The sequence below is a fragment of the Micromonospora sp. NPDC049171 genome, assembly GCF_040648275.1.
Taxonomy (GTDB): domain Bacteria; phylum Actinomycetota; class Actinomycetes; order Mycobacteriales; family Micromonosporaceae; genus Micromonospora.
The window spans coordinates 149,399-175,203 of record NZ_JBEZDJ010000019.1; the positions used below are offsets into that span (position 1 = coordinate 149,399).

General features: G+C 71.4%; 18 protein-coding genes. 10 read left to right on the forward strand and 8 right to left on the reverse strand.

Annotated elements, in window-relative coordinates; translation table 11 throughout:
* Positions 1-82 precede the first annotated feature (82 nt).
* Positions 83-757 carry a DedA family protein gene (locus AB0B14_RS23900; RefSeq protein WP_357069915.1) on the forward strand — a complete coding sequence of 225 codons (675 nt, stop codon included), beginning with the start codon at positions 83-85 and terminating at the stop codon, positions 755-757.
* Between the two features lie 125 nt (positions 758-882).
* Here the strand turns inward: AB0B14_RS23900 and AB0B14_RS23905 are convergent, their stop codons facing one another.
* Both AB0B14_RS23905 and AB0B14_RS23910 read right to left on the reverse strand, forming a co-directional pair.
* Positions 883-1,545, reverse strand: a complete 663-nt coding sequence (locus tag AB0B14_RS23905) for a C39 family peptidase (protein WP_357522590.1) — start codon at positions 1,543-1,545, stop codon at positions 883-885.
* A 708-nt stretch (positions 1,546-2,253) separates the two neighbouring features.
* A complete protein-coding gene (locus AB0B14_RS23910; protein WP_357077941.1) occupies positions 2,254-2,442 on the reverse strand; it encodes a hypothetical protein in 189 nt (62 codons plus the stop codon).
* A gap of 19 nt (positions 2,443-2,461) precedes the next feature.
* Between AB0B14_RS23910 and AB0B14_RS23915 the strand changes: the two genes are divergently transcribed.
* From AB0B14_RS23915 to pulA, 5 genes are all read left to right on the forward strand, one after another.
* A complete protein-coding gene (locus AB0B14_RS23915; protein ID WP_357077944.1) occupies positions 2,462-3,214 on the forward strand; it encodes a hypothetical protein in 753 nt (250 codons plus the stop codon).
* 37 nt (positions 3,215-3,251) lie between these two features.
* Entirely contained in the window at positions 3,252-3,641 is a 390-nt protein-coding gene (locus AB0B14_RS23920) for a hypothetical protein (protein WP_357524228.1), read from the forward strand.
* A gap of 97 nt (positions 3,642-3,738) precedes the next feature.
* On the forward strand, positions 3,739-4,437 hold the full coding sequence (locus tag AB0B14_RS23925) for a hypothetical protein (RefSeq protein WP_357077949.1): 699 nt from the start codon (positions 3,739-3,741) through the stop codon (positions 4,435-4,437).
* Positions 4,438-4,576: 139 nt separating this feature from the next.
* Positions 4,577-5,221 carry a cellulose binding domain-containing protein gene (locus tag AB0B14_RS23930; RefSeq protein WP_357077952.1) on the forward strand — a complete coding sequence of 215 codons (645 nt, stop codon included), beginning with the start codon at positions 4,577-4,579 and terminating at the stop codon, positions 5,219-5,221.
* Between the two features lie 110 nt (positions 5,222-5,331).
* The gene (gene pulA, locus AB0B14_RS23935) at positions 5,332-10,884 is read left to right on the forward strand and encodes a pullulanase-type alpha-1,6-glucosidase (protein WP_357524230.1); all 5,553 of its coding nucleotides are present in this window, start codon (positions 5,332-5,334) and stop codon (positions 10,882-10,884) included.
* Between the two features lie 67 nt (positions 10,885-10,951).
* Here the strand turns inward: pulA and AB0B14_RS23940 are convergent, their stop codons facing one another.
* From AB0B14_RS23940 to AB0B14_RS23950, 3 genes are all read right to left on the reverse strand, one after another.
* Positions 10,952-12,616, reverse strand: a complete 1,665-nt coding sequence (locus tag AB0B14_RS23940; RefSeq protein WP_357524232.1) for a hypothetical protein — start codon at positions 12,614-12,616, stop codon at positions 10,952-10,954.
* A 280-nt stretch (positions 12,617-12,896) separates the two neighbouring features.
* Positions 12,897-15,101, reverse strand: coding sequence for a hypothetical protein (locus AB0B14_RS23945; RefSeq protein WP_357524234.1), 2,205 nt, complete (start codon positions 15,099-15,101; stop codon positions 12,897-12,899).
* A 625-nt stretch (positions 15,102-15,726) separates the two neighbouring features.
* Positions 15,727-17,208 carry an aminopeptidase P family protein gene (locus tag AB0B14_RS23950; protein WP_357077964.1) on the reverse strand — a complete coding sequence of 494 codons (1,482 nt, stop codon included), beginning with the start codon at positions 17,206-17,208 and terminating at the stop codon, positions 15,727-15,729.
* A 133-nt stretch (positions 17,209-17,341) separates the two neighbouring features.
* Here AB0B14_RS23950 and asnB point away from each other — a divergent pair, with 133 nt between their 5' ends.
* Positions 17,342-19,303, forward strand: coding sequence for an asparagine synthase (glutamine-hydrolyzing) (gene asnB / locus AB0B14_RS23955; protein WP_357077967.1), 1,962 nt, complete (start codon positions 17,342-17,344; stop codon positions 19,301-19,303).
* 83 nt (positions 19,304-19,386) lie between these two features.
* Here the strand turns inward: asnB and AB0B14_RS23960 are convergent, their stop codons facing one another.
* Positions 19,387-20,508, reverse strand: a complete 1,122-nt coding sequence (locus tag AB0B14_RS23960) for a lytic polysaccharide monooxygenase (RefSeq protein ID WP_357078143.1) — start codon at positions 20,506-20,508, stop codon at positions 19,387-19,389.
* A gap of 369 nt (positions 20,509-20,877) precedes the next feature.
* Here AB0B14_RS23960 and AB0B14_RS23965 point away from each other — a divergent pair, with 369 nt between their 5' ends.
* Together AB0B14_RS23965 and AB0B14_RS23970 are read left to right on the forward strand one after the other, a co-directional pair.
* Positions 20,878-22,083: an XdhC/CoxI family protein gene (locus AB0B14_RS23965; RefSeq protein WP_357524235.1), complete on the forward strand. Its 1,206-nt coding sequence runs from the start codon at positions 20,878-20,880 to the stop codon at positions 22,081-22,083.
* A 104-nt stretch (positions 22,084-22,187) separates the two neighbouring features.
* On the forward strand, positions 22,188-23,123 hold the full coding sequence (locus AB0B14_RS23970) for a PfkB family carbohydrate kinase (protein WP_357078147.1): 936 nt from the start codon (positions 22,188-22,190) through the stop codon (positions 23,121-23,123).
* A gap of 49 nt (positions 23,124-23,172) precedes the next feature.
* Here the strand turns inward: AB0B14_RS23970 and AB0B14_RS23975 are convergent, their stop codons facing one another.
* Together AB0B14_RS23975 and AB0B14_RS23980 are read right to left on the reverse strand one after the other, a co-directional pair.
* The gene (locus tag AB0B14_RS23975) at positions 23,173-24,003 is read right to left on the reverse strand and encodes an MBL fold metallo-hydrolase (protein WP_357524237.1); all 831 of its coding nucleotides are present in this window, start codon (positions 24,001-24,003) and stop codon (positions 23,173-23,175) included.
* Entirely contained in the window at positions 24,000-24,404 is a 405-nt protein-coding gene (locus tag AB0B14_RS23980; protein WP_357077976.1) for a hotdog domain-containing protein, read from the reverse strand. Before AB0B14_RS23980 ends, AB0B14_RS23975 begins: the two co-directional genes overlap by 4 nt.
* 127 nt (positions 24,405-24,531) lie before the next feature.
* On the opposite strand from AB0B14_RS23980, the gene AB0B14_RS23985 reads away from it, so the two are divergent.
* Positions 24,532-25,608 (forward strand): phosphatase PAP2 family protein, encoded by a 1,077-nt coding sequence (locus AB0B14_RS23985; RefSeq protein ID WP_357077979.1) that lies wholly within the window; start codon positions 24,532-24,534, stop codon positions 25,606-25,608.
* Positions 25,609-25,805 lie beyond the last annotated feature (197 nt).

Sequence of the window (25,805 nt, forward strand, 5' to 3'; positions counted from 1 at the left end):
GCGGTCGGACGATGCCGGTCGGGCCGGTCGGGGCGGCTGACCGCGGGTAGGGTTCGAGGCCCGGTCGGAGGAGGGGTCAACCGTGTTCGACGTCCAGCACTGGCTCGTGTCGCTGCCACCGATCGCGGTATACCTGCTCGTCGGCGGGGTTATCGGCGTGGAGAGCATGGGCATCCCCTTGCCCGGCGAGATCGTCCTGGTCAGCTCCGCGCTGCTCGCCGCCACGGGCGTGGTCGAACCGGAGTGGGTGGCCACCGCCGCGGCGACCGGTGCGATCGTCGGCGACTCCATCGGGTACGCGGTCGGCCGTCGCGGTGGTCGTCCACTGCTGGCACGACTTGGCCGGCGCTTCCCCCGTCATCTCGGTCCCGCCCAACTCGTCCGAGCCGAGCAGAGCTTCGCCCGCTACGGCGTCTGGGCGGTGTTCTTCGGCCGGTTCGTGGCGCTGCTGCGGATCCTGGCCGGCCCGCTCGCCGGGGCGCTGCGCGTGCCGTACCGGCGGTTCCTGCTGGCCAACGCCGCCGGCGGGCTGGTCTGGGCGTTCGGCACCACCTACCTGCTGTTCACCGTGGGTCGGGCGGCCGAGCACTGGCTTAAGGACATCTCCTGGGCCGGGCTTGTCCTCGCGGTGCTCGCCGGCCTGGGCAGCACCTGGTGGCTACGCCGACGGGCCCACCGCATCGAGGCAACCGATCCAGCGGTGGACGCTGAACCGGTGGCGGACGCCAAGTCGGCGCGCGTGGGTCGGGAACCCTGATTCGAGTACGCCGAAGGGCCGGACCCCGTGGTGGGGTCCGGCCCTTCAGTGGTGTGGTGCTGTGGTCGTGCGGCCCTGCGGTGGTGCCGTGCGGCGGTGCGGCGGTGCGTGCGGGGTGGTGTGGGTCAGCTGGTGGCGTAGCCGCGGGTGGCGATCCAGTCGGCGAGGTGCTCGACGGTGATGTCGTAGGCGGCCTGGTTGGGGTCGGCGGAGTCGGCGATGGTGACGGTGGTGCCGTTGTCGTGGTAGCCGACGACGCTGATGTAGTGCCCGCCCTCGTAGGAGTGGGTGACGCCGTTGGTGTCGGTGCTGGTGCCGGCGATGTTGGCGACGACGGCCCGGCCGTTGTCTACGGTCTTGACGATGTCGGCGCGCAGCTTGTCGGTCTGCGTGGTGTCGGCGTCGGGCTTGCTGATCTCGACGCTGTGGTAGGCGTCGGCCTTGCCGGTTTCCTTGTTCAGCACCGGGGTGATGTCGTTAATGCTGTTGGTGCCGGCTTCGGTGGTGCCCATTTCCTTGGCCATGTCGTCGACGTTGATGTTCTTGCCCTGCACGGACAGGGCGTTGCGGGTGGCGGCGGGGCCGCAGTAGTAGAAGTTCGGCTGCGCCTCGTAGCGCACGCCCAGTTGACGCTCACCGTTGGGCTTGCGGTCGGTTTGGGTTTGGGTGGTGGGCTTGGCGGTGCTCGGCGCGGCGAACGCGGTGGTGACGGGTCCGGCGATGGCACCACCGGTGAAGGCGAGCCCAGCGGCGGTCAGAGCGGTCTTGCGGATCAGATCGGTACGCATGATGGCGTGCTCCTCTGCATCGGGGGTGCACGGCGGACGTGTGCGGGGGGGTGTGTGCCGTGCGGGGAAGTTCGCGACAACGCCGGCGATCCGGGGGGACCTGCTCGAAGCGTTGCGGGGGATGTAACGACCCCGGGGCGGTGAGGCATTCCGCCGCGCTGATCCGGGGGTTGGCCCTACCCATGCTGGCAGGGTCCGGGGGGTGTAACCGTGGCACCCCGGCGGGTGTTCCCGGGGGCTGCCGCACACCACAGCCCGGGGGCTGCGGCGGCATGCCAGGTATAACGACCCGGCCCGGCCCCCCATTCCGCCGCCACGATGGCCCTGACCACAGGACGAAACCCCCAGACAGAACAAAATACCCACGCGGTGGTCCGCCCTGCGGGCGGAGGGCGATGATCCACTCGGGTTCATGAATATCGCGGTGTCCGTGTGGCCGGGACACCGCGGTTTTGGCAAATCGGAGTGGACCATGGCCGAGTCTGGTTCCGGCCCGAACCGGGCCCGCCTCCCGCGCTTCCGCCTACGCGTCCGAGTGTCGCCCACATCGGGGCGAATCGGTCAAAAATCCCTCCTGGGCCAACTCCGCCTGAGCCGCTGCGGCGAGCATCACGAGCACCAGCGCGACCGCCACCGTCGCGGCCACCGTCCATGAGGGAGGGCCGAAGGTCGGCGGTGCGGAAAGACGATCGGTGATCGGTCGGGTGGTCAGGCGCCGTCTGTGGGCCTCGCGGCGTCGCCGGCCTGGGCGTGCCGCTCCAGCAGGCGCTGCCGGATCTCCTCCGGGGTGTACGCGCGTCGGCGCCGCTCGGCCCGCGCGATGACCACGCCGGAGGCCGCTACGCCGGCGAGGCCGGCCAGCCCGAGAATCTTCCACCACCGCAATCCTTGCCGCATCGGCCTAGGCTAGTCCCCCATGAGCATCAGCCTGGATGAGGCCGTCGAGTTGACCCGCACCGGAGACGTGTGGGTGTTCCGGGGTCGCAGCGTGCCGGACCGGGCAATCCAGTTCACCACCAACAGCCCGGTCAACCACGTCGGGATGGCGGTCGTGCTGGACGACATGCCGCCGTTGATGTGGCACGCGGAGTTGGGTAGGTCGTTGCCGGATCTGTGGTCGGGCACCCACCAGCGCGGCGTCCAACTGCACGATCTGCGGGACGCGGTCTGCGTCTGGGCCAACCGGTACGGCCAGCGGGCCTGGCTGCGGCAACTCGACCCGCCGGCCGACGCTGAGATGGAGCGGGCGGTGCTGCGGACGATCGCGCGGCTGGACGGCACGCCGTTCCCGTCGACCGCGCAGTTGGCGTGGCGCTGGGTGCGTGGTCGGGTGCCGACGCTGCCGCGCCCCGGTCGCCTGTCCGCGCTGCCGCTCCCTGGTCGCCTGTCCGCGCTGCCGCTTCCCGGCCGGCCAGCACCTCGGCCAACCCCGGCCAACCCGGCCACCTCCGGTCGCCCGGCCGGCTCGGCGGGGGAACGGGATCGGGCACTGGAGACGGCGTACTGCGCCGAGGTGGTGGCGGTGACCTATGAGGCCATGGGGTTGTTGCCGGCGGGCCGGCGTCCGAACTGGTATGACCCGGGACGGTTCTGGAGTGGGGACGACCTTGGCCTGGCCGCCGACGCGGGCTTGGGTGCGGAGATCGAGGTACGGGTGCCGCCGCGCTGAGGTTTGACCTGGGCGGTGACCGGCAACTGCTGTGACCGTGAACGCGTCCACGGATCTTGACACGTTGGCCGACTTCTTCGACCGGTACGGCGTGGCGTTGACCTCCGGCGATCTGCCGGCCATCGCCGGCTGTTACGCCCTGCCGGGGTTGGTGGTGGCCGACACCTACAGTTTCTCGTTCACGTCCGCGGCGGCGGTGGCGTTGTCCTTCGTGGGTGCCGCGCCCGACTATCACGACCGGGAGTTGGTCGCGGCCCACGCCCGGATCGAGGACGTGCAGCCGTTGTCGGCGATGTTGACGATGGTGGCGGTCGAGTGGGAGTTCCTGGACAGTCGGGGGCAGGCGGTGCCGGGAGAGCGGTACCGCTACCTGCTGCGGGTCTCTGCTGACGGGCCACTCATCTGCACTGTCGTCCGGACGGGCTGACCGACCCGGGCCGGTTGGCCCGATCCGTACCCGCCCGGTTCCCGGTCCGTGCGCCGCTGGCTACGCTGTCGCGTCGGTGGGGACGAGGGGAGACCTGATGGCAGTGCGGCCGGATGGTGCGGCGGGGTCGCGAGCGGCTCGGGTGTTGACGTCGGCGCCGTGGATCGTGGTGCTGCTCGGTGTGTGTGCGCTGGTGGTGCTCCTGGTGATCGCGCTGCTGTCGTTCCGTACCCGGGAGCGGGAAGTCGCGCCGCGGGCCGCGCCTCCGGTGTTCCTGCCGACCGTGCCGGCTGCCTCGTCGGCGACCGGTGGGCCGACTCCGGCCGGTGTGGAGCGGCGTTCGGTGTCGCCGCGGCCGTCGCGGAGCAGTCGGGCGCCGTCGCCACGGGTCACCGTGACCGGTTCGCCGACTCCGCCGCGGACGAGCGCGCCGGCGGAGTCTGTCGCTCCGTTGGTGTCGGGCGCGCCGGCGGAGCGCACGGTCAGTGCTCGGTACCAGGTCGGTACGAACGGCTGGGACGGTGACGCGGCGGTGCTGTCGATCGCGAACGAGTCGAGTCGGTCGATGGACTGGGTTGTGGAGTTGGCGTTCGACGACGACCTGTGGGCTCTGCGGGTCGCTGACGACTCGGGGGTCTCGGTGCGGGGTCGCGGGCACGGCGAGTTCGTGTTGCGCGGCACCCGTTCGCTGGACGTGGGTGACTCTCGGACGCTGCGACTGCGGGTCGGCTGGGGCGAGTCGGCGCAGCGGCCGCTCCGGTGCACGATCAACGGGGTCGACTGCCGGCTCGGCTGAGCCGAACTGCCACGGCGGCGCGTCGTCGGCGCTACCGGCCCCGGCCGCCGATCGCTAGGCTGCCCGGACGGTGCGCTGAAGGAGGTACATGTCCGGCATGCGTCGTGCCCCGCGACTGCCGCACGGTCCGGTTGCGATCGTGTCGTCGCCATGGATCGTGGTGGGCGCTGGTGTCCTCGTGATGGTGGTGCTGCTCTTCATGGCTCTGGGCGCGTACCGGGGGCGTAGTCCTGCGCCGGACGGCGCGTCGAGGCCGCCGGCGTTGCCGCTGCCGACGGCGGCGGAGGTGCCGACTGCTCCCGGCCCGGCGTCGTCGCCCCCGCCGGTACGGCCGGGGTTGTCCGGGCGGGCGAGCGGGCTGCCGCCGAGCGCCACGGCCTCGCGGTCACCGTCGGCCGGCGCGTCGGTCGGTGCGACGGGGGGTGTGCCGGCGGTGCCGCGGTCACCGAGCCGGGCTCCGCAGGGGCAGCCGGCAATGAGTGGGCGCTACCGGGTCGTGCAGAGCTTCGACGGGGGTTTCATCGGTGAGGTGTCGATGGTCAACCGGTCCGCCGAGAGTCGTGGCTGGACGGTCCGGTTGGAGTTCTCCGGTGGGCGGTTGGTGACGGCCTGGGTGGAGGGCGTGCCACAGGGGACGGTGCGGCAGGACGGCAGCGGCTTCACCTACGTCAGTGGGGTGGACGTGCGGCCCGGTGGGTCGGTGTCGTTGCGGTTTCACCTGGAGCGGGCCTCCAGCACCCCCCGGGTGTGCACTGTCGACGGGGTGCGCTGTAGCGGATTCTGAGCGGCACTTCCGCAAGGACGCTGCTGTGTTGCGACCATGTTTGCAAGGCATTGCAGAATGTTTCGGCGACGGTTAGCGTGCGGCCCATCAGCGACCAGAGAAAGGCGTCGATGAAACCCCCGCCGATTCCGCGTACCGCCGTGCTGGCCCTCGTCCCTCTGCTCACCGTGACCCTCGGCGGCACTCCGGTCGCCGCGCACCAGCCCGGCGCCTCGGCGGACCCCCGGCCGCCCGGCACCGACACGAAGGCCACCACCGGTGCCGCGCAGTGGCCCGCCGAACCCACCGCCGAGGCGCTGCTGAAGGCGGGCGGCACCTCGGCGCGGGCCGAGCAGTTCTACTTCGTGCTGCCGGACCGGTTCGCCAACGGCGACCCCCGCAACGACCGGGGCGGCCTGACCGGTGACCGGTTGCGGACCGGGCTCGACCCGACCGACAAGGGCTTCTACCACGGCGGTGACCTCAGGGGTGTCATCGACAAGCTGGACTACATCCAGGGGATGGGCACCACGGCCATCTGGCTCGCCCCGGTCTTCAAGAACCGGCCGGTGCAGGGCGCCGGCACCGACATCTCGGCCGGCTACCACGGCTACTGGATCACCGACTTCACGCAGGTGGACCCGCACTTCGGCAGCAACGAGGAGATGAAGCGGCTGGTCACGCTCGCCCACCGACGTGGCATCAAGATCTACCTCGATGTGATCGTCAACCACACCGCCGACGTCATCAAGTACGCCGAGGACTCCTACGCGTACGTGGACAAGGCGACCTCGCCGTACACCGACGCGCGGGGGCGGGCGTTCGAGGACCGCAACTACGCCGATGGCAGTCGCGCGTTCCCACGGGTGAACCAGGCGTCCGGGCCGTACACCCCGGTTTTTCCGGACCCGGGCGACGCGGACGTCAAGGTCCCGGCGTGGCTGAACGACGCGACCATGTACCACAACCGGGGCGACTCGACCTTCGCCGGCGAGAACAGCGAGTACGGCGACTTCTTCGGCCTCGACGACCTGTGGACCGAGCGGCCCGAGGTGGTGCGGGGGCTGACCAAGGCGTACGGGGACTGGATCGGCGCGATCGGCGTCGACGGGTTCCGCCTGGACACCGTGAAGCACGTCAACATGGAGTTCTGGCCGCAGTTCAGCCAGGGCATCGAGCGGGCCGCCGAGAAGGCCGGCAAGAAGGACTTCTTCATGTTCGGTGAGGTGTACAGCGCAGACCCGGAGGTCAGTTCCCGCTACGTCCGGCAGGGTGGCCTGCCGGCGACTCTCGACTTCGCCTTCCAGGAGGCCGCGCGCGGTTTCACCGCCGGTGCCGGCTCGGCGCGGGCGCTCGCCGACGTGTACGCCCGCGACGACCTCTACGCCGCCCGGGACACCGACGCCGGCCGGTTGACCACCTTCCTCGGCAACCACGACATGGGCCGGATCGGTTCGTTCGTCGCCGGTGGTGGCACCGACCCGGCCAGCCACCTGCGCCGCGACCAGCTCGCGCACCAGCTGATGTTCCTGACCCGGGGCCAACCGGTGATCTACTCCGGCGACGAGCAGGGCTTCACCGGGCCCGGCGGGGACAAGGACGCCCGGCAGGACATGTTCGCGTCGAAGGTGCCCGACTACCTCGACGACGACCTGCTCGGCACCGACCGCACCCACGCCAGCGACCAGTTCGACACCGGCCACCCGCTGTACCGGACCATCGCCGAGTTGGGCCGGCTGCGCCAGGCGCATCCGGCGCTGCGCGACGGCGTGCAGGTCACCCGGTACGCGGCCGACGGCCCGGGGGTGTTCGCCGCCTCCCGGGTCGCCCCGGCCGACCGCACCGAGTACGTGGTGGCGGTGAACAACGCCGACACCGCGCAGACTGTCACCGTGGACACCTGGTCGGCTGGCGCCACCTTCACCGGCATCTACGGCAGCGCGGACGGCGAACGGGCCGGCGGCGCATGCTGCGCCGGAGCGCCCCCGGCCCGTTCGGCGGGACAGGCCGGCGCTGACGGCCGGCTGAGCCTCACCGTCGCGCCGCTGTCGGCGGTCGTGTACCGGGCCGGCACCCCCATCGCACAGGTGGCCGGCACACCGACGCTCACCGTCACCACCCCGGCTCCGGACGCGCTGGTCGCCACCCGGGCCGCCGTCACCGCCCAGGTGACAGGTGACCCCCTCGCCACCGTCACCGTCGCCGCCCGGGTCGCGGGCGGCCGGTGGACGTTGCTCGGCAGCGCCGACCACGCGCCGTACACCGTGCAGCACGACCTGACCGGCCTGGCCGGCGGCACCCGGATCGAGTACAAGGCGGTGGTCCGCGACGGCCGGGGTCGCACCGCCACCGCCCGGTCCACCGCCGTCGTGGGTACGCCCCCGCAGGGCGGTTCCCGGGAGTGGGCGGTGGTGCACTACCAGCGCCCGGCGGGTGGGTACGACGACTGGGGGCTGTACGCCTGGGGTGACATCGACCCGGCGTACGTCACCGAGTGGCCCACGGGGCAGCCGTTCGCGGGGGAGGACTCCTACGGCCGGTTCGCGTGGGTGAAACTCAAGCCGGGCGCGACGTCGGTGAACTTCCTGGTGGTCGACAAGGCCGGTGCGAAGGACGTCGCCCAGGACCGTGGCATCGACGTCACGCAGACCGGGGAGATCTGGCTGAAACAGGGCGACCCGGCGATCTACCCGAGCAGACAGGCGGCCACCGGGGAGCCGGCCCCGCCGGTCGAGGAGGGCACCGCCGTCATCCACTACCGGCGGGCCGACAACACCTACGACGGCTGGGGCCTACACGTGTGGGACGGGGCGGCCAACCCGACCGAGTGGTCCGCGCCGCTGAAGCCCACCGGGACCGACGCGTTCGGGGCGGTGTTCCGGGTGCCGCTGGCGGCCGGCGCGACCGGGCTGAACTACATCATCCACCGGGGCGACACCAAGGACCTGCCCGACGATCAGCGGCTCGACCTGGCCAGCGTGGGCCGGGAGGTGTGGCTGCTCGCCGCCACGCCGGGCCGCCTGCTGCCGTCGACGGCGGCCACCGCCAGGGGGGACACCGACATCAGCAAGCAGAAGGCGCACTGGATCGACAGGTCCACCGTGGTGTGGCAGACACCGCCGACCGACGGAAGGACGTACGCGCTCGTCGCCGCGCCGAACGGCGGGGTCAGCGTGGTCGACGGCGAGCTGACCGGGGCGTACACCACGGTGCCGCTGCGGGCGCAGCGCAACGGGCTGACCGAGGCCCAACGCGACAGGTTCCCGCACCTGTGGTCGTACCGTAGCTTCGCCCTTGATCGGCACGACCTCGTGAAGGTCCCGGCGGCGCTGCGGGGGCAACTGCTGGTCACCGAACGCGACGCCGAGGGTGCGCTGCTCGCCGCGACCGGGGTGCAGATCCCCGGCGTGCTCGACGACGTGTACTCCCGGGCCACCGACGCCACCCTCGGCCCGACGTTCGACGGCCGGACACCGAGCGTCGCGCTGTGGGCGCCGACCGCCCAGAGCGTGGCGCTGCACCTGTTCGACTCGCCCACCGCGTCACCGAAGGCGGTGCCGATGCGCCGCGACGACCGCACCGGCGTGTGGTCGGCGCGCGGCGACCACACCTGGACCGGCAGGTTCTACCGGTACGAGGTGCGGGCGTGGCAACCCGCGGCGCAGAAGCTGGTCACCGCCTCGGTGACCGACCCGTACTCGGTGGCCCTGGCGGCGGACTCCACCCACAGTCAGCTCGTCGACCTGAACGACCCGGCGCTGGCCCCGGCCGGGTGGCGCACGCTACGCAAGCCGGCACCGGTGCCGCCCGCGAAGGCGCAGATCACCGAGCTGTCCGTGCGGGACTTCTCCATCGCCGACGACACCGTGCCGGCCGAGCGGCGGGGGACCTTCCTCGCCTTCACCGACCCGGCGACGGCCGGCATGACCCACCTGCGGGCGCTCGGCGACGCCGGGGTCACCCACCTGCACCTGCTGCCGGCGTTCGACTTTGCGACCATCCCGGAGCAGCGGGCCGACCAGCGCCAACCGGCCTGCGACCTGGCCGCGCTGCCGCCGGACTCCGCCGAACAGCAGACCTGCGTGGCGGCGGTCGCCGACACCGACGGCTACAACTGGGGGTACGACCCGCTGCACTACACCGTGCCGGAGGGCGGCTACGCCGTCGACCCGGTCGGCGCGGCGCGGACCACCGAGTTCCGGCGGATGGTCGCCGGGGTGAACGACGCCGGCCTGCGGGTGGTGATGGACGTCGTCTACAACCACACGGCCGCGGCCGGCACCGACCCGAAGTCGGTGCTCGACCAGATCGTGCCCGGCTACTACCACCGGCTGCTGGAGGACGGCAGCGTGGCCGACTCCACCTGCTGCGCCAACACCGCCCCCGAGCACGCCATGATGGGCAAGCTGGTCGTCGACTCGCTCGTCACCTGGGCGCGGCAGTACCGGGTGGACGGTTTCCGCTTCGACCTGATGGGCCACCACCCGAAGGCGAACATCCTGGCCGTCCGCGCGGCCCTGGACCGGCTGACCGTCGCCCGCGACGGCGTGGACGGGCGGTCGATCCTGCTCTACGGCGAGGGCTGGAACTTCGGCGAGGTGGCAGGCGACGCCCGGTTCGTGCAGGCCACCCAGGCCAACATGGCGGGCACCGGCATCGGCACCTTCAACGACCGGCTCCGTGACGCCGTACGCGGCGGTGGGCCGTTCGACACCAACCCGCGGGTGCAGGGCTTCGCCTCCGGCCTCTACACCGACCCGAACGGCGACGAGGTCAACGGGTCACCGGCCGTGCAGAAGGCCCGCCTGCTGCACGCCCACGACCTGATCAAGGTGGGTCTGACCGGCAACCTGCGCGGGTACCGGTTCACCGACACCGCCGGACGGCAGGTCACCGGGGCGCAGGTGGACTACAACGGCTCCCCGGCCGGCTACACCGCCGCGCCGGGGGAGGCCGTCACCTACGTCGACGCGCACGACAACGAGATCCTGTACGACGCGCTGGCGTACAAGCTGCCGCAGGCCACCTCGGCGGCGGACCGCTCCCGGATGCAGGTGCTGGCGTTGGGCACTGTGGTGCTGGGACAGGGCACCGGGTTCGTCACCGCCGGCACCGAACGGCTGCGGTCGAAGTCGCTGGACCGCAACTCGTACAACTCCGGTGACTGGTTCAACCAGATCCGCTGGGACTGCGAACGGGGCAACGGGTTCGGCGTCGGCCTGCCGCCCGCGCCCGACAACGAGGACAAGTGGCCGTACGCGAAGCCGCTGCTGGCCGACCCGGCGCTGGTGCCGGACTGCACAGCCATCACCACCACCGACGCCCGGTACGCCGAGCTGCTGCGCATCCGGGCGTCGTCGCCGGTGTTCGGCCTGGCCACCGCCGAGCAGGTGCAGCGGCGGGTGGCGTTCCCGCTGTCCGGTGCGCAGGAGACGCCGGGTGTGTTGACCATGACCCTGGACGCCCGTGGGCTGGGTGGTGCCTGGGCGTCGGTGACTGTCGTCTTCAACGGCACGCCGTCGGCGGCTGCGCAGACGGTGACCGGACTGCGCGGGGCCGACGTGGCACTGCACCCGGTGCTCGTCGACTCGGCCGACCCGGTGCTGCGTACCGCCTCGTTCGACCGGGCCGCCGGCACCTTCACCGTACCGGCGCGCAGTGTGGCGGTGTTCGTCCAGAAGTGACGTGAACCGGCCCCCTCCCGCGTGGTGCGGAAGGGGGCCGGCTCGTCGTGCTGGCGTTGTGCCCTGATCAGGCGAAGCAGTTCTCGATGCTGCCGCCCGGGATGGCCAGGCAGTTCGTCGGCCGGTTCGCGGTGATGGCGGACTTGTCGTCCACGCTCACCTGGCCGAAGAAGCTGAAGACACCGCCCGGCTCGAAGGTTGAGAAGTTGTGGGCGACCTTCGTCTTCGACAGGTTGACCTCGCCGAAGATGTTGAAGATGCCGCCGCCGACCCCGATCGGGCCCACGGCCCGGTTGCCGACAACCTCGCTGTCGCGCAGCGTGGTGACGCTGTCGGCGTTGAAGAGCCCGCCGCCGAAGAAGCCGGCGGTGTTGTCCTTGATGGTGCTCTTCTCGAAGGTGGCCACGCTGTCGAAGGCGATGGCCGCGCCGCCACCGACACCGGCGGTGCTGTTCTTCTCGATCGTGACGTGGTGCAGGTTGAGCTGGCTGTCCGCCGCCGCGAGGCCGCCGCCGGCGAGGACCGCGGTGTTCGAGGCGAACGTGGTCTCGTACGCCGTGGTGTTGCCCTCGATGTCGAGGTAGCCACCGCCGAAGCCCAGCGTCTCGTTGTCGGTGATCTCGCTCTTCTTGAGCTCGACGGTCCCGCCGTCGACGTCGTCGGTGAAGATCTCCGCGGCGCCGTTGGAGATGCCGCCACCACCGATGACTGCGGTGTTGTCCTTGATCTTCGACTCCTCGACCTTGAGCAGGCCGGCGTTGAAGACACCACCACCGAAGAAGAAGGCGGTGTTGCGGGTGACGGTGCTGTGCCAGATCTTCGTGGTGCCGAAGTTGGCCACGCCGCCGCCGTTGCCGCCGGACTGGTTCAGGACGACCTCGGACTCCAGGATCTCGGCGGTGCCGCCCGGCTGGACCAGGATGCCGGCACCGTCATTCTCCTCCGGCTCCTCGACGAGCGGCTTGACGACGCCCGGCGTGGCCTTCGGGGTGACCTTCGGCGCGGCCTTCAGGCCCGCCTTCGGGTTGGCCTGCCGCGCGGTGAGCGCCTGGGCCAACGGCGTGCCGGCCTTCACCTGGGCTGCGATCGCCTCGGAGTCCGAGTAGGCCGCCCAGACCGCCGCCGGCTCGACACCGTTCTCCAGTTCGAGGGTCTGGCCACCCTTGATGGTCAGGCCCTTGATCGTGAGGTGCCCACCGCTGCCGACGTTGAGGATGCGGAAGTAGTCCGCCGTGGCTTCCCGGGAGATCGTCGTGTGCTCACCCTTGAGGGTGATGTGCTCGGTGATCACCGGGAGGCCGTTGCCCTCGTAGTCGTTGCGGGTCAGGTTGTAGGTGCAGCCCTTGGCCAGCTCCAACACACCGCCGTGCTTGTTGTTGGCGAACACGATCGCCTGGATCAGCTTGTCGGTGTCGCAGGGCACCTCCTTCCCGCGCTCGTGGTCCTTGTCCTTGTCCTTGTCGCGGTCCTTGTCCTTGTCGCGGTCCTTGTCCTTGTCGCGGTCCTGGTCCTTGTCCCAGTCGCGTCCTTCTTCACCCCGCTGGTCGCCGTCCTTGCTGACCTGCGCGGTGTTCCAGTTCAAGCCGACCGCACCGGCGCTGCCCGCGACGCCCACCGCCGCGAGACTGATCACGCCCGTCAAACCGGCCACGCCACTGGCGAGCCAGAGCTTGCGGCGGCGCTTGGCCGTCGCCCGCCCGGAGGCTTCGTTGTTCGTTAGGTAGTTGGACATCGGAGCTCTCTGCCCTCTCCTCGTACCAGACAGGGTCGCCGCCGTCAGACGGACGTCCCCTGCTACAAATCGGTTGTAGCTCCCAAAACCACCGTATGAGAAGGTTCCTCGCCTCGCGGGCTTATCCGAGAAAGGCCCACATTCGGTTCATGTTCCATCCAGTGGGGCCCGGACCACCCAAGCCGGCCCACGGGCCCGTGAGCTGCCCAAACAGGCACGCCCCTCCGGGCCGCGACCGGCTCGGAGGGGCGTGCTCTCTATGTGGTTCAGCCCCACCCGGTCAGGCGAAGCAGTCCGGAACGTTGAAGCAGTTGGTCGGGCGGTTGGCGGTGACCGGGGACTCGTCGTCCAGCGTCACCGTGCCGCCGATGCTGTTGAAGATGCCCCCCGGCTCAAGGGTGGAGAAGTTGTGCGCCACCTTCGTCCGGTGGAGTCTGACCTCGCTCCCCTCGGCGTTGACGATGCCGCCGCCGCGGGCGAACGGACCGACGGCCCGGTTGCCCACCACTTCGCTGTCGCGCAGCGTGGTGACGCCGTCGTCGTTGTAGAGACCGGCGCCGGACAAGCCCGAGGTGTTGTCCTTGATCCTGCTGCTCTCGATCGTCGCGACGCTGTCGGAGCTCACGAACAGGCCGCCACCCTCGCGAGCGGCGCTGTTCTTGACCACCGTGGCGTCCTTGAGGGTGAGCTGGCTGTCCGCCACCGCGACGCCACCACCCTCGAGCACCGCGGTGTTGTCACCGACAGTCGTCTGGTGCAGCGTCGTGGTGCCCTCGACATCCAGCACGCCGCCGCCGAAGCCGAGCGTCTCGTTGTCGGTGACCTCGCTCTTGTGGACCCAGACCGAACCGCCCACAACGCCCTCGCTGCGAATCGCCGGCGCGCCGTTGGAGATGCCACCGCCACCGATGATTCCGGTGTTGTCCTTGATCTTCGACTCGTCGACCTGGAGTACGCCGGCGTTGAAGATGCCGCCGCCGACGAAGAAGGCGGTGTTGTGCGCGACAGTCGTCTTGCTGAGCCTGCTGCTGCCGAAGTTGGCCAGCCCACCGCCGCTGCCGCCGGACTGGTTGTAGAGCAACTCGCTGTCCAGGATCTCCGCCCGTCCACCGGGCTGCACCAGCACCCCGGCTCCGTCGTTGAATCCCGGCTCGTCCACCAGTGGCGCCACCGCAGACCCGGCCGGCACCGGCGTCGCCACCGCGGCTACCGGCTTGGCTGCCGTTACTGCGGCGTTGGCTTTGGCTGCTGGGGCTTCGGCTCCAGCGGCCTTGACCGCTGTGGCCTTGGCTCCAGCGGCCTTGGCTTCAGCGGCCTTGACCGCTGCCGTCGAAGCCTTGACACCCGTCGTGGGTGTGGCCGCAGTGGGCTTGGCGGCCGTTGTCGCTGCGGGCTTTGCGGCCGTGGGCTGTGCGGCCGTTGTTGCCGCGCTGGGCTTTGCGGCCGTAGCCGCCGCGGGCTTGGCTGCTGCCGCCGCCTTTGCTGTGGACGCCGAGGTCGGCGTGCCGGCGGGTGCGGTGGTGACCGCAGGCTTGGGTGCCGTGCCGGCCGCGACGGACCGGACCAGGGCCGAGTAGGGTGCCCAGACCGTTGCCGGGTCGGCGGTCACCGATGGCTGAAGGGTCTGGCCGCCCCTGATGCTCAGGCCCTTGAGGGTGAGGTGCCCGCCGGCACCGACGTTAAGGATGCGGAAGTAGTCGGCGGTAGCCTCACGGCCGATGGTGGTGTGCTCACCCTTGAGGGTGATGTTCTCGGTGATCACCGGGAGGCCGTTGCCGTCCTGGTTGCGAGTCAGCGTGTAGGTGCAGCCCTTGGCCAGTTCCAGCACGCCGCCGTCCTCGTTGTTGGCGAACGTGATCGCCTGGATCAGCTTGTCGCTGTCGCACGGGACCTGCTTGGTGCGGTCCTTCTCCGCGCGCTTGTCGTCCGCGCGCTTGTCGTCCGTGCGTTTGTCGTCCTTGCCGGACCGGTCGTCGAAGCCGCTCCAGTCGCCGCCGCTCCACTCGTCCCGGTTGCCGTCCTCGTTGGCGCCGTCCTTCTTGGCGCCGTCGTCGTTCGCGCCGCCGGCGTCGCTGACGTTCTGTCGGTTGGTCGACGGCTGCGCGTCGGAAGCCCGCTCGGATTTGGGCTTGTCGTCCCGGGCGGCCACACCGCCGAGGGCCGCCAGGCCGACCACGCCGGTCAGCCCGGCCACGCCGGCGACCCAGAGCGCCCGCCGTCGTCGTGTCGGCGGAGCTGTCGAGGCCCCGCCGTCGGTACTCGTTACGTCGTTGGACATCAGAGCCTTCCGCCCTTTCCTGCTGCCAGACGGGGTCGCACCACCCGAAGCGTCACGACCAGCTACAAATAGGTTGTAGCCTCCGATCCACACCGTATGAGAACCATCCTCGTGATGAGGACTTATCCGAGATAACCCCACATTAGGCCCAGGTTGGGGCAGGCGTGGTGAGCGCGTTGGCGTTGACACGAAGGGCGCCAGCAGCACGAGCCCACGCGAACGGTGCTGCTGGGGTCGGGAAGTCCGCGGCAGGCCTCTTGGGGAGCAGGCGTCGCCGTCAGGTGCTCGCCATCGTGGCGGTCGCGGCCGGCGCGTCGGGCGGTGGGCGGGGTGGACGCCGCGTCGGGAGGTGGGCGCGCCGCGTCGGGCGGTGGGCGCGCCGCGTCGGGCGGTGGGCGCGCCGCGTCGGGCGGTGGGCGCGCCGCGTCGGGCGGTGGGCGCGCCGCGTCGGGTGGCGGGCGGGCCTCGACTTGGGTGGCAGGTGGGTGTCGCGTCGGGTGGTGGGCCGGGTGGACGCCGCGTCGGGTGCTCGTTGCCGGGGTCGTGGGCGCGTGCGCGGGGTCGACGTCAGGTCGGATGCCAGGCCGGGTGGATGTCGGGCCGAGTGGACCAGCGTGATCCACTCGGGTTTCTTGATAACGCGGTATCGGCGGGGTCCGGACACCGCGATTTCAAGAAAACCGAGTGGATCACGCGCCGGCGGGGGCGTCGGCCGGGCCGGGCGGGGTGTCGGCCGGGCGGGGCGGGGCGTTTACCGCGCCGGGCCGGACGTCGAGACGTCGCGGCCCGGCGGTGAGGTTCGCAGTAGTCGGTGTCGGTCGTGCCGGTGCGGTCAGCCGGGCAGGCGGGGGCCGGCCTCGCGCTGCTCGGCCAGCCAGGTCTCCACCTCGTCGGAGGTGCGCGGCAGCCCGGCCGACAGGTTCACCGCGCCGGTCGCGGTGACCAGCACGTCGTCCTCGATCCGGATGCCGACGCCGCGCAGCTCGGCGGGGACCAGCTCGTCCTCCGGCTGGAAGTACAGGCCCGGCTCGACGGTGAGCACGTAGCCCTCGCCCAGCGCGCCGTCGCGGTAGGTCTCCTTGCGGGCGTTCGAGCAGTCGTGCACGTCGATGCCGAGCATGTGGCCGAAGCCGTGCAGCGTCCACCGCCGGTAGATCGTCGACTTCTCGTCCATCGCCTCGTCCACGCTCACCGGCAGCAGACCCAGCTCGGCCAGGCCCTCGGCGAGCACCCGCATGCAGGTCAGGTGGACGTCCTTGAACTTCACCCCGGGCCGGATGGCCTCGATGCCGGCCTGCTGTGAGGCGTACACGATGTCGTAGACCTGGCGTTGCAGGGCGGTGAAGCGGCCGCTCACCGGCAGGACCCGGGTGACGTCGGCGGTGTAGAGGTTGCGGCCCTCGACACCCATGTCCATCAGCAGCAGGTCGCCCGGCCGGGTGGCGCCGTGGTTGTGCACCCAGTGCAGGATCGTGGCGTGCTCGCCGGCACCGACGATCGAGCTGTACCCGACGTCGTTGCCGTCGTGTCGGGCCCGCAGCGCGAAGACGCCCTCCAGCAGCCGCTCGGAGACCGGGCGGTCGGCCGGCAGGATCCGGGCCACGTCCTCGAAGCCGCGCACGGTGGCGTCGATCGCGTCCTGGAGTTGGCCGATCTCCCACTCGTCCTTGACCAGCTTCATCTCGGAGATGGCGATCGCCAACTCCCGGTCGCGGGCCGGCTGGCCCTCGGCGCGGGGCCCGTCGTAGGGGCGCACGGCCGCGTCCACCTGGGCGTCGAAACCGCGCAACACCCGGGTACGCCCCGGCGCCAGGTCGGCGAGTGTCGCCTCCAGGCCGGTCAGGTCGGCGGTGGGCAGGCCCAGCTCGGTCGACTTCTCGCCGAGGGTGTGCCGCCGGCCCACCCACAGCTCGCCGTTGCGGCTGCGGAAGAACTCGTCGGTCTCCCGGGATGAGCGGGGCCGCATGTACAGCGTCGCGTCGTGCCCGGAGCCGTTCGGGCGCAGCACCAGCACGCTGTCCGCGTCGTGGTCGCCGGTCAGGTAGGCGAAGTCACTGCCCGGCCGGAACGGGTAGTCGGTGTCGTTGGCCCGGACCTTCTCGGTGCCGGTGGGGATGACAAGTGTCTCGCCGGGGAAGGCCGCGGAGAGCGCGGCACGCCGCTTGGCGTAGTTGGGCGTCTCCGGACGGGGCGTCACGGGGAGCGCGGTGTCGCGCCAGCCCTGCCGCATGAAGGACAGGAACGCCTCCGGGAAGTCCGGATCGTGCGATTCCGTGCCGTCTGTCGGCGTACCGTCGGTTTGTCCCTCGGTCATTGCGCCGCTCCCTCCGCCTCGTTGCAGATCCCGACCGTACCGCGAGCCCGGTTCCCGCTGCCGCCCGCCGGGAGTCGGGTGGATCGACGGACGGCTGCGACGGGTCGACAGCGCGCGTGGAAAGATGGCCACCATGTGCGGACTTCTGGCCTTCTTCAGCGCGAACGGCAACGCCGCAGCGCATCGCGACCACATCGCCGGAGCGTTGGAATGCCTGCACCACCGCGGCCCCGACGAGACCGGGGTCGAGGTGGTCGGCGACGCCTCCGGCCGGTACGCGGACGGCGTGTTCGCCCACAAGCGGCTGGCCATCATCGACGTCGCGTCGAGCCACGAGCCACTGCCGTACGCGAACGGCCGTTACCTGCTCACCTTCAACGGTGAGATCTACAACTACATCGAGCTGCGCGAGGAACTGATCAGGAACTTCGGCGCCCAGTTCGCCACCGCCGGTGACGGCGAGGTGATCGTCGCGGGCTACCACTTCTGGGGCGAGCAGGTGCTCACCCGGCTGCGCGGCATGTTCGCCTTCGTCATCTGGGACCGGCAGGAGCGGCGCGCCTTCGGTGGCCGGGACTACTTCGGCATCAAGCCGCTGCACTACCTGGAGACCGCCGACGGGCTCTACCTGGCGTCGGAGAAGAAGGCGCTGCTGCCGTTCGCGCACAGCAACTACCAGGGTGACGCGGGTGTCGACGCGGCCAACCTCAGCCACTACCTGACGCTGCAGTACGTGCCGGAGCCCGGCACGCTGCACAAGGGCATCAGCCGGATCGGCTCGGGGGAGTACCTGACCTGGACGCCGGGCGGGCGGATCGACGTACGGCGGTGGTATCGGCCGGTGTTCCGGCCGGCGCCGGTCGACGACGAGCAGAAGCTGTACCACGAGATCCGGGAGACGCTGCGGGAGAGCGTGCGCATGCACATGCGCTCGGACGTGCCGGTGGGCTCGTTCCTGTCCAGCGGCATCGACTCCACGGCGGTGGTCGCGCTGGCCCGGGAGTTCAACCCGAACATCCTCACCTTCACCGTCGGTTACGACGTACCGGGATATTCGGAGATCGATGTCGCCCAGGAGTCGGCGCGGCACCTGGACGTCACCACCATCCCCACCAAGATCGGTCCGCAGGACATGATCGACGCGCTGCCGAAGATCGTCTGGCACCTGGACGACCCGGTGGCCGACCCGGCGCTGGTGCCGCTCTACTTCGTGGCCAAGAAGGCCGCCGAGCACGTCACGGTGGTGCTCTCCGGTGAGGGCGCGGACGAGTTCTTCGGCGGCTACACGATCTACCGGGAGCCGTTGTCGCTGGGCACCGTCAACGGTCTGCCCGGCGGGGTGCAGAAGGGCCTGCGCGCGGTCTCCAAGGCGATCCCGCAGGGGGTCAAGGGCAAGAGTTTCCTGGAGCGTGGCACCACCCCGATCGAGGAGCGCTACTACGGCAACGCGCGGATGTTCACCGAGGAGGAGAAGCAGCACCTGATGCGGCGCTACGACCCCTCGGTGCGCTACACCGACGTCACCGCCCCGATCTACGCCGAGTGCACGGAGCTGGACGACGTCACCAAGATGCAGTACGTCGACCTCTACACCTGGTTGCGGGGCGACATCCTGGTCAAGGCCGACCGGATCTCGATGTCGCACTCGCTGGAGGTGCGGGTGCCGTTCCTCGACCGTGAGGTCTTCGACGTCGCGGCGAAGATCCCGGTGGACCTGAAGCTGCCGCCGCGCTCCGACGCCACGAAGTACGCGATGCGCCAGGCGTTGCAGGGTGTCGTGCCGCCGGCCATCGTCAACCGCAAGAAGCTGGGCTTCCCGACCCCCACCCGGGTCTGGCTGCGCGGCGAGATGTACGAGTGGGCCCGGCACGTGCTGAGCACCTCGGGTGCGGGTGACCTGCTCGACCTGTCGTACGCGCTGCGGCTGCTCGACGAGCACAAGCGGGAGGAAGCCGACCACTCCCGCAAGGTGTGGACGGTGCTGATCTTCTGCATCTGGCACGCGATCTTCGTGGCCAAGACCCTCGACCCGGGCATCCAGCGCAACCAGTCCGCCCTGCTCACGAAGCCGGTGGTCGGTTCGATGGTCCGCTGACACCCTGATGACCAAGAGGTCTGCGTCATCCGGAGCAGTTCCGGTGACGCAGACCTCTTGGTCATTTCAGTGGGTGGTGGCGGCTACTTGCGGGCGCAGGTGACCGTCGGGAGACCGTTCGTCCCTGTGCTGCTGGCCAGGAAGCCGAACGTGGTGGTGCCCTCCGGTGCGACTGTGCCGTTGTAGTTGACGTTCGTCGCCGTCACCGACGAGCCGGACGACGTCTGTGTGGCGCCCCAGATCTGGCTGATCGCCTGCCCGTTGGGCCAGGTCCACCTCGCGGTCCAGCCGTTGAACGGCGTACTGCCGTGGTTCATGATCGTGACCTCGCCCTGGAAGCCGCCCTGCCAGGTGCTGCTCACCTTGTAGACCGCCATGCAGTCACCGCCCGGCGCTGGCGTGGTCGGGCTCGGCGGCGGGGTGGTCGGGTCCGGCGGCGGCGTGGTCGGGTCCGGCGGCGGGGTGGTCGGGTCCGGCGGCGGCGTGGTCGGGTCGGGCGACGGCGAGCCGGTGCCCGGGCCCACCCCGGTCACCTGACCGTTGCCGCCGTCGAAGGTCACGTCGGAGCAACCGAAGAAGTTCTCCTGCGAGTCCGAGCGGACCCAGCGGGAGTAGATGATGTGCCGGCCACTCTTACCCGACGGCAGGTTGCCGCTGAAGTAGTAGTGCCCGTCGTTGCTGCCGACCGAGCCGCGCTGCGGCGGGTTGGTCACCGTCAGGAACGGCTGCTCCAGGTCGCTCCAGGCCAGGGCCCGGGTCGGGCTCCAGCTGTCCTTGGTCACGTAGAAGTAGAACGTGCCCGGGTGGTGCGCCCAGTTGCTGTACTTGAAGTCCAGCCGCGACCCGGCGGTCAGGTGGGTCAGCGGCCAGTCGGTGCGCGGCAGGTCGTAGCCGCGGAAACCGGTGGCGCCGCCACTGCACAGTTGCCCGTCCGGGATGAAGCCGGTGGTGCGGCCGCCAGCGTCGGAGCGCAGCACACTGAACCAGTTGTAGAGCGAGTTGGCCCCGCTCTGCGCCACCGCGGCGGAGCACGCGGGGTTGTTCGGCCTGATCTCACCGGTCTGGCTGCGGCCGTCCTGCCAGCACAGGTAGGTGCGGCTGCCCGGCGTCATCGCCGCGCCGTGCGCGGCGGCCGGCTGGGGACTGGACGCCAGGGCGACAGCTCCCAGCGCGAAGGTCATGGCCGCGGTGAGCAACGCGGCCATACGGGAACGATTCACGGGTTCTCCTGACTCGCGAGGCGCGCTGCTCGAGCCGCCCCGTCGCGATCGGGTGGGAAGTGGCCTGCTCGCCCCGCTGATGTGAGCGGTGCGGTGAGCACAGCGGACGTGCCCCGGCGGGAAATCGGCCGGTGGACGTGCGCCATCAACGGTCCGGTCAGGACCGGCGCCCTCGCGTGTGACGAACCCGGCAACCGGCGGCGCCGCAGCCCTCGCACCGCCCGGTACACCTCATCCCACCACGCCACCCGGCCGCGGCGCAATAGCCGTTCCTCGATGGATCAGTTGACCCACCGGCCGCCCTCGAACGCCATATCCTGCGGACGGGGACGATGCGACGAAGGGGCAGCGGCGGTGCCGGACGTGTTCGACGAGGTGCACCGCCGGTGCCGCGAAGGTGAACCTGTCGCGTTGGCCACCGTCGTGGCCACCTGGCGCTCCGCGCCCCAGCCGCCCGGTGCGACCATGGCGGTCGCCGTCGACGGCACGGTCACCGGCAGCGTCTCCGGCGGCTGCGTCGAGGCGGACCTCTACGAGCGGTCCCGCCGCGTCCTGGACACCGGCACACCCGAGCTGATCCGGTACGGCATCGGTGACGACGACGCGTACGCCGTGGGCCTGACCTGCGGTGGCGTTCTCGACGTGTTCGTGGAACGCGTCGACGGCAGCGCGCTGCCGGAGGTGGAGGCGGTCGCCGCCGCCCGCCGCGACGGCCAACCAGCGGCAGTGGTGACCTGCGTGGCGGCCGATGCCGGCGACCCACCGGGCGCGGTGCCGACCGATCCGGCTCGCCGGTTGGGTCGGCGGCTGGTGCTGACCGGCCAGCTGCCGACGGCCGCGCCGACGACGACCGCGCCGACGACGACCGCGTGGCCACCTGTCGCGATCGGCTCGCTCGGTGACGACCGGCTCGACGACGCCGCCCGCGTCGACGCCCTCGGGCTGCTGGCCGCCGGGCACAGCGGGATGCTCCGGTACGGCTACCACGGGCAGCGCCGGGGCAGCGGCGTCAGCCTCTTCGTGACCGCGTACGCCATCCCACCCCGGATGATCGTCTTCGGGGCGATCGACTTCGCCGCCGCGGTGGCCCGGATCGGCGCGTTCCTCGGCTACCGGGTCACCGTCTGCGACGCCCGGCCGGTCTTCACCACGGCACGGCGCTTCCCCGAGGCCGACGAGGTGGTGGTGCGGTGGCCGCACCAGTACCTGCGGACGGAGTTGGACGCGGGCCGGGCCGACGGCCGGACGGTGGTGTGCGTCCTCACCCACGACCCGAAGTTCGACGTGCCGTTGTTGGCGGTGGCGTTGCGCCACCGGTTGGCGTACGTCGGTGCGATGGGTTCGCGGCGCACCCACGACGAGCGGCACAAGCTGCTGCGCGAGGCGGGGCTCAGCGCGGCGCAACTCGCCCGGCTCGCGTCCCCGATCGGGTTGGACCTCGGTGGTCGTACCCCGGAGGAGACCGCGGTGAGTGTGGCCGCGCAGATCGTCGCGGCCCGCTGGGGCGGCAGCGGTCGCCCCCTCGCCGCGCTCGACGGGCCGGTCCACCCGCCCGGGTAGCGCGCGGTGCGCCGCCTTCGGCGCCCGGCGGGCCGTGCGTTGTGCCAGCCTGGTGGCACGGCGGTCGGCTCGGTGCGGTGGTGGGCGACGACGAGAGGAACGGCATGGGGTACGCGGTGGTGCTCGGCGAGGCGCTCGTCGACCTGCTCGACAGCGAGCGCGACGGGGAGCGGGTCTACCGGCAGGCGATCGGCGGCGGGCCGCTCAACGTCGCCGTCGGGGTGGCCCGCCTCGGTGGTGCGGCACAGTTCGTCGGCTCGCTCGGCGACGACGCGCTGGGCGGCCGGATCCGCGCCTTCCTGACCTCGGTCGACGTCGGGGTGGCCGGGGCGGTGACGGTGCCGGCGCCGACCACGCTCGCGGTGGTCACCTACGCCGGGCCGGAACCCGACTTCCGCTTCTATGGTGAGCCGCCGTCCTACGGCCTGCTCGGCCCCGACGATCTGGATCTCGCGCTGGTCGAGGGCGCCGACGTGCTCTCCTGCGGCTCCGTCGCGCTGCTCCAGCCCGGCACGCTGGCCGCCGCCCGACGCGCCTGGTCGCTCGCCACCGGCCTGCGGGTCTTCGACCCGAACGTGCGCCCTCGGCTGCTGGACGGGCCGGCCGCGCTGGAGGGGCTGCGCGAGCTGGTGGCCGAGTTCGCCGCCGGCGCGCACCTGGTCAAGCTGAGCGCCGCGGACGCCGGGCTGCTCTACCCGGGCGAGCCGGTTGAGGGGGTCGCCGCGTACCTGCGCGAGTTGGGTGCCGCCACGGTGGTGGTGACGCTCGGCGCGGCGGGTGCGGTGCTGGCCGCCGCCGACGCCGACCCGGTCCGGGTGCCGGCCCCGAAGGTCGACGCGATCGACGCCACCGGCGCCGGCGACTCGGTGCTGGCCGCGCTGATCGCCGACCTGCTCACCGACGGCGAACCGGACTCCCCGGCAGGTTGGGTCGAGCGGGTCGCGTTCGCGTTGCGGGTGGCGGGCCTGGTCTGCGAAAGCCCCGGCGGTGCGACAGCCATGCCCACCCGAGCCGCAGTGGAGCGCCGCTTCGCGCGCTAGCTGTGTGGCCCGGCGCGCTCCCGCGCCCCCCGCCCTCGGGCGCGGCGGGTTACGCCTCGCCGTTCAGCTCGCGGTAGCCGCGGCGGGCGGCGATCAGGGCGGCGCGGGCACCGAAGGGCGCCTCGGCGGCCACCCTCTCCGGCGGCGCGCTGCCGGTGTGCGCGGCCCGGATCAGCCAGGCCAGCTTCACCAGGTCGGCGTGTTGGGCGCGGACGAAATCGACGTCCACCGGATCGCCGTGACCCGGCACCACCACCGTGCGCGCGCTGGTCAGCCGCAGCAGGTCCGCGACCGCGTCCGGCCACCGCAGGGGGTACGAGTCCTCGAAGGCGGGCGGGCCACTCTGCTCCACCAGGTCCCCGGCGATCAACACGTCGGCGTCCGGCACGTGCACCACCAGGTCGGCCTCGGTGTGCCCCCGCCCCGGATGGCGCAGCAGCACCCGCCGGCCACCCAGGTCGAGCGACGTCTCGATCCGCACGGTGTGCGTCGGGGCGAGCAGTGGTGTGTCGGCCAGCTCGGTGGCGAGGCCGGGGTGCTCCGCGCGCAACTCCTCGTACGCCTCCCGGCACAGCCGCTCCGGGTCGGTGCGCAACGCCGTGGCGGCCAGCTCGTGCGCGTACACCGGGCGGGGTGGGTCGCCGGCCAGGACCGCGTTGCCGAAGCAGTGGTCGTAGTGGTGATGGGTGTTGACCAGCGTCAACGGACGGTCGGTGACCGCCCGGACGGCGGCGGCCAGCTCGGCGGCCTGGGCGGCCGACGAGAGCGTGTCCACCAGGAGCGCCTCGTCGTCGCCGACGATCAGGGTGACGTTGACCCGCAGCAGTGGCTCGCGGAGCACGTGCACCCGGTCGGCGACCTCGACGAAGCCGGCCGTCACGACGCCCGCCCGGCCCGCTCGACGAAGCGTTGCCGGTCCACCAGGATCCGGTCCACCCGACCCCGGGCCACCGTCTGGTCACCGTCGCTGACGGTGACCTCGAACGACAGCCGGCGACCGTCGACGGTCGCCAGCAGGGCCTGCGCCCGGACCGTCCGGCCCACCACGGTCGGCGCCAGGTGCTCCAGCTCGACGCGCGTCCCCACCGTCGTCGACCCCGCCGGCATCCGGGTCGCCGTCGCCGCGACCGTCGCGGCCTCGGCCAGCGCGAGCACCCGGGGAGTGCCCAGCACCGGTACGTCCCCCGAACCGACCGCCTGGGCCGTGTCCGCGTCGGTGACCGTCAACTCGACCTGGGCCGTCAGACCCGGCGCGAAGGCCGGCTCGGGCTGCTCCTGCATGCTCGCCAGCCTAGGGGCTCACCGGACGCGTCGGGCACGCGCCCGGCGATCCGGGCGCACCCACCCGCAACGACCACCGGGTGGTCCCCGTCGGTCGATGCCGTACCCGTCGTTAACCTTGACCCCGATGGCCGTCGTGACTGACCCCCAGCCCCCCGCCCGGACCGACCCGCCCGCGCCCGGCGAGGGGGGTCGTCGGCGCGTCGTCGCCATGAGCGTGTGGGCGGTCGCCTTCGTCACCGCGTGGCTGGCGATCGGGCTGCCCACCGACCCCACGTACGCCTTCGTCTGGATCTGGGCCGCGACAGTCGCCTGGAACAGCGACCGGCCGTGGCGCAGTCACCTGCGCTTCGCCCGGGACTGGGTGCCGGTGGTGCTGCTGTTCGTCGTCTACAACCTGTCGCGCGGGTTCGCCGACAACGGGGCCACCCCACACGCGATGGAGTTGATCGTCGCGGACCGGTTCATGTTCGGCTGGGCCACCGGCGGCGAGGTGCCCACCGTCTGGTTGCAGCAGCACCTCTACCACCCGCAGGTGCACTGGTGGGACATCGCCGCCAGCTGGGTGTACTTTTCGCACTTCGTTGTCGCGTTGACCGCCGCCGCGGTGCTGTGGCTGCGTGACCGGCACCGCTGGGCCGCGTACATGCGGCGCTGGGGCTTCCTCTGCGCCGCCGGCCTGGTGACCTACTTCATCTACCCGGCCGCCCCGCCCTGGTGGGCAGCACAGAACGGTCTGCTCACCGAGGTCGCCCGGATCTCCACCCGGGGCTGGAAGGCGTTCGGCATGCACGGTGCCGGCAACGTGCTCAACGCCGGCCAGATCGCGTCCAACCCGGTCGCCGCGATGCCGTCGCTGCACACCGCGTGGGCGCTGTTCGTGGTGCTGTTCTTCCTGACCAGCACCCGCCGCCGCTGGTGGCCGTTGCTGCTCGCGTACCCGCTGGCGATGACCTTCACCCTGGTCTACTCCGGTGAGCACTACGTGATCGACGTGCTGGTCGGTTGGGCGTACGTGGGGCTGACCTTCCTGGCGGTCGGCCTGGCGGAGCATGGTTGGGCTGCCTGGCGGGCCCGCCACCCGCGCGCCGAGGCGGCACGGCCCACCGATCCCAGCGACCCGCCGCCCAACCAACCCGAGTCCCCCACCCCACGGGGCCCAGACACCCCCATCACCCACCCCGCAGTCCCCGCCGACCACTAACACCCCCCACCCCGCCCCCTCGGCCCCCCCTCGCCCCCCCTCGCCCCCCCTCGGCCCCCCGGCCCCAGCCCGGTGATCATGGAGTTATTGCCGCGACACGCCGCTTGGGGTCAAGGGGTGAGTGCAATCGTTAGGTAGCGATGAGGTGGTCCAGGCGTTCGGCTGGGGTTGCCCAGTCGAGCGTCTGGCGGGGGCGG

What these genes read in the sequence shown, in the direction of transcription:
- AB0B14_RS23905 (WP_357522590.1), bottom strand. Translation starts at nt 1,545, where the DNA reads ATGCGTACCGATCTGATCCGCAAGACCGCTCTGACCGCCGCTGGGCTC.
- AB0B14_RS23910 (WP_357077941.1), bottom strand. Translation starts at nt 2,442, where the DNA reads ATGCGGCAAGGATTGCGGTGGTGGAAGATTCTCGGGCTGGCCGGCCTC.
- AB0B14_RS23915 (WP_357077944.1), top strand. Translation starts at nt 2,462, where the DNA reads ATGAGCATCAGCCTGGATGAGGCCGTCGAGTTGACCCGCACCGGAGAC.
- AB0B14_RS23925 (WP_357077949.1), top strand. Translation starts at nt 3,739, where the DNA reads ATGGCAGTGCGGCCGGATGGTGCGGCGGGGTCGCGAGCGGCTCGGGTG.
- pulA (WP_357524230.1), top strand. Translation starts at nt 5,332, where the DNA reads ATGAAACCCCCGCCGATTCCGCGTACCGCCGTGCTGGCCCTCGTCCCT.
- AB0B14_RS23940 (WP_357524232.1), bottom strand. Translation starts at nt 12,616, where the DNA reads ATGTCCAACTACCTAACGAACAACGAAGCCTCCGGGCGGGCGACGGCC.
- AB0B14_RS23950 (WP_357077964.1), bottom strand. Translation starts at nt 17,208, where the DNA reads ATGACCGAGGGACAAACCGACGGTACGCCGACAGACGGCACGGAATCG.
- asnB (WP_357077967.1), top strand. Translation starts at nt 17,342, where the DNA reads ATGTGCGGACTTCTGGCCTTCTTCAGCGCGAACGGCAACGCCGCAGCG.
- AB0B14_RS23960 (WP_357078143.1), bottom strand. Translation starts at nt 20,508, where the DNA reads ATGGCCGCGTTGCTCACCGCGGCCATGACCTTCGCGCTGGGAGCTGTC.
- AB0B14_RS23970 (WP_357078147.1), top strand. Translation starts at nt 22,188, where the DNA reads ATGGGGTACGCGGTGGTGCTCGGCGAGGCGCTCGTCGACCTGCTCGAC.
- AB0B14_RS23980 (WP_357077976.1), bottom strand. Translation starts at nt 24,404, where the DNA reads ATGCAGGAGCAGCCCGAGCCGGCCTTCGCGCCGGGTCTGACGGCCCAG.
- AB0B14_RS23985 (WP_357077979.1), top strand. Translation starts at nt 24,532, where the DNA reads ATGGCCGTCGTGACTGACCCCCAGCCCCCCGCCCGGACCGACCCGCCC.